We start from the raw sequence: 3,701 nt of genomic DNA, 5'->3' as shown, positions 1-3,701 counted from the left end.
CACGTATTCTTTGCAGTCGACATTTATGTCGAGCATTGCGGCCGGAGGCGTGGGATTGCGTCGATTGGTCATGATTTTACTCCAGATAATATGGGGGTTGAGGGAATGTCCGGGGACGGGCTAAGCCCGCCTCCGAACGTCGGTGAGCATGGTGATCAGGGCATCTGAGGGCGGCTTGAAACGTCCGGGCTTGATCGCAGGTGCGCCGTGGGCCGCGAGGATTTGCAGCTTTTCCTCGGGATCCGCCCGCAAGTAGGTTTCGGTGCTCTGGATGCTGGCGTGGCCCAGCCACAACGCGACCTTGCGGATGTCCCCGGTCGCCGCGAGCGTGTGCATCGCGCAGGAATGGCGCAGCACGTGCGGCGTAACCCGTTTGCGGAGGATCGAAGGCTGCTTCGCTGCCGCAGTTTTAACGTGTTCGGCCAGTCGGAATGCGAACCCATCGCGGGTCATGGGCTGCCCGTTGGCGTTGAGGAATATCTCGGCGACTTGCGCATCGGGACGGATCGCAAGCCATGCGCGCAGTGCGAACTGGGTCTCCTTCCATAGCGGCAAGACCCGCTCGCGGCGGCCTTTGCCCATGATATGCACGGTGGACAGCGAGCGGTCCGGGAAATCGCGCAGCTGCAGCGTTACGAGTTCCGACACCCTCAGTCCGCCAGCATAGGCCAGATGCAGCATGGCGCGATCGCGGGTGCCAAGGCGTGTCCGGGGATCGGGGGCATCGAGCAATGCCTTGATCTCGTCCCGGTCGAGGTAGTCTATGAGCGCCTTGTCCGTCTTCTTGCTCGGGATCGATCGGACCCGAAGCGCTTGATCAAGGCAAGCCGGGATCCGATACTCGATGTACCGGAAGAAGGACCGGATCGCGGCGAGCCTGCCGTTGCGGGTCCGCACGGAGCTGCCGCGTTGGGCTTCGATATGGTTGAGAAATGCCAGGATCAAATCGGTACTGAGGTCCTCGATCTCGAGATCGGTCGGCCGACGCTTCAGCTGATCGGCAGCAAACCGGACCAGCAAGACGAAGCAGTTGGCATAGGTCTTCACCGTGTGCGGGCTGACGGCGCGTTCGCGTGGCAGGTGCTCGCGGAGGTATGCGGAAAGATGGGGAGCAAGCGCCGTCATGCTGCTTCTCCCAGAAAAAGGTGTTCGCTCACGGTTGCGATGTCGCGCAGCAGCACCGGAGTGGCCTCGAGATACCAATAGGTGTTGGCGATCGAGGCGTGCCCCAGATAGACGCTGAGACCAGCCATGTGGTGCGCAACTGCTTCCCTGTCCGGCGGACATGACTCCAGCGATCGCACGGCGAAAGTGTGCCGCAAATCGTGAAGCCGCATACCGGCTGTTCCGGTCGGTCCACGATATCCGAGCTGTCGCGCCAGTCTGACGAATACGACGTGGGCGCGCACCTTGTGCGGTGCTCTCCCCCGGATAGTGACGAACAGGTCGTTGCCCCTGACCGCGTGCTTCTCGCGGAGGGCGAGATAGGCTTCGAGTGCTTGGCGCGTCGATGGCTGCAGGGCAATCAGCCGCTGCTTGCCGAACTTGCCGTTGCGAACAATCAGGCCATCTTCGACCAAGTCATCGCATTGCAGCGCCAGGGCCTCGGAAATCCGAAGGCCCGTCGCGGCCAGCAGTCCAAACAAGCAATGGTAGGTATGTGGGCTGATCATGCCCTTGGGCGGGAGCTCCAACGCTGCCGTCATGATCGCCCGGATCTGTTCCGGTTCGATGATATGCGGCGTCGGGCGCGGCCGCTTGCCGCGGCCGAATACACCGGCGGGCGGAACCTCGTGGGCCGAATCCTCGGCTTGGGCGAAGAGACTGAAGTTGCGCAGGGTATCGAACCGTCTCCGCGCCACGTATTGCGAACTCGAGGTATGGCACCAGTCGTAGATCCGCTCGATCCTGGTGTGCCTATCGCCAAAGCCTGAAGCAAAGCCCGAGTAGAGTTGGAGCATGCGTTCCTGTTCGGCAAACTTGCGGCCCAGACTGCGATGCAGCCCAACATAGCGGGCGATATGTGTGTTCAGCATGGCAGGTCTCCCGGCCAAGGCTGCGCGATCTTCGTGAGCATCGGCAGATCGACCTTGGCGTAGATGGCGGTGGTCTCGGGCGAGCTGTGACGCAGGATGGTCCCAACGGACTCCAGACCCGCGCCCGCGCGCAGCATGTTGGTGGCAAGCGAATGCCGAAAAATGTGCGACCCGCTCGGCACCCCTTCGATCGCGCCCCGATCGAGAACGCGCGACACGATCCCTGCAATCTCGGCCGACGAGACAAATGGTGTGAACGGCGCCAATGCGCGGAGGAAAAGATGTTCCTCGCCGGACCTGGGACGAGCTGTCGCCAGATAGGCAAGGATCGCATCGCCGACATCCTGCGGCAGTGGCAAGCGGTCCGGCCTTCGCGTCTTGCCCTTGACCCGGACGTACCCGCCCCGCCAATCGATATCGTCGAGCCGCATGTCCCTGACATCGCCCGCTCGCAGTCCGAGCCTGGCAAGCAGGAGAATGATCGCCTTGTCACGCACTTCCACCGGACGGTGGGTTCCACACGCCGCGATTATCCTCTCGATGGTCGCCGCATCGACGTAGCGCGGCAGGTTCGAAAGACGGTATCGCTGAACCGAGGGGATCGCGTGCAACAGCGCCGGTCGGCACTCGCCTTGACCGATCAGAAAACGAATGTAGCTCCTCATGATCGTGACGAGCAGCGAGACCGACCCTGGGGTCTCCTTGCTTCGCCGTTCGAACGCGCTTCTCAGGATGGCAGCGTCCCATTGCGAGGGCTCGCCCAGCATAGGCGTGAGCCGCGTGATATCGCTGCGGTAACGGCGGATCGTCTCGTCGCTCGCTCCCCGGTGCTGCTTGAGCCACGCCAGGTAGGCCGACATGTGCGGATCGGTCTCCGCTACCGGAACCAGCGGTGCGATCGCACCACGGGTGCGCAGGAACTCAACAAAACTCTGAGCACAACGCCGTCGCCGCTTCGTCCCCGACCTGACCAGCTTGCCTCGCTTGCGATAAACCGGGCACCGGCAATCGTGGTGGGCGTATCGTTCGATCAGCTCGGCATCGACGTCGCCCAAAGCCAGGCGTGACACCCGCAACCATGCGGTAAAATGCTCGGCGTCGGATCTGTAGTTGCGCGCCGTTCCTCTGGTGAACATCTGATCGGCAATCTTGGCCGAATAGGCGGCAAGATGCTTGCCGATATCGGCCTGGCCGTCGCCAACAGCGATGTATCCTCGATCTTCCAGAAACCGGATGAAACGCCTGACCCGCGCCGCAATATCAGCCTTGTAGACCGCTTGCTGCGCCGAATACCGGTGGCACCGGCACCGATGCTTCTCGAACCGCCGAACGACGCGATCGTCGAGCGTGCGGATCGCGATCCCCTGCAGATCCAGCCAGTGCAGAAAATGCCGGACAGCAGCACCGTACACGACTGAACACGCCGCCCCCTCGGAAGATAGAGAGGAGAGGAATGCGGTGAGTAGTGCGTCGGGAATGGGCGGATCTTCTGTCCTGCGCGGCGCAGGCTCAAACGAAGCAAATGATCTTGATGACATAGCGGCTCCTTCGACTTGGTGAGGCCGAAGAAAGAGCAATTATCTGGAGTAAAATCATGACCAATCGACGCAATCCCACGCCTCCGGCCGCAATGCTCGACATAAATGTCGACTGCAAAGAATACGT

General features: G+C 61.8%; 3 protein-coding genes. All 3 read right to left on the bottom strand.

Features of this window, described 5'->3' with window-relative positions; translation table 11 throughout:
* Positions 1-120: 120 nt before the first annotated feature.
* The 3 genes from NDB2M1_RS00035 to NDB2M1_RS00025 are packed head-to-tail and all read right to left on the bottom strand — an operon-like array spanning position 121 to position 3,574.
* Complete coding sequence (locus NDB2M1_RS00035) at positions 121-1,125, bottom strand: tyrosine-type recombinase/integrase (RefSeq protein WP_072378524.1); 1,005 nt, start codon at positions 1,123-1,125, stop codon at positions 121-123.
* Complete coding sequence (locus NDB2M1_RS00030) at positions 1,122-2,036, bottom strand: tyrosine-type recombinase/integrase (RefSeq protein WP_072378523.1); 915 nt, start codon at positions 2,034-2,036, stop codon at positions 1,122-1,124. The genes NDB2M1_RS00035 and NDB2M1_RS00030 overlap by 4 nt, the downstream gene beginning before the upstream one ends.
* Positions 2,030-3,574, bottom strand: coding sequence for a tyrosine-type recombinase/integrase (locus NDB2M1_RS00025; protein WP_072378521.1), 1,545 nt, complete (start codon positions 3,572-3,574; stop codon positions 2,030-2,032). The genes NDB2M1_RS00030 and NDB2M1_RS00025 overlap by 7 nt, the downstream gene beginning before the upstream one ends.
* Positions 3,575-3,701: the final 127 nt, after the last annotated feature.

The sequence above is a fragment of the Novosphingobium sp. NDB2Meth1 genome (assembly GCF_900117425.1).
In the GTDB taxonomy this organism is placed as follows: Bacteria; Pseudomonadota; Alphaproteobacteria; order Sphingomonadales; family Sphingomonadaceae; genus Novosphingobium.
The sequence above is the reverse complement of the archived record's forward strand: the minus strand, read 5'-3'. Positions and strand labels throughout refer to the sequence as shown.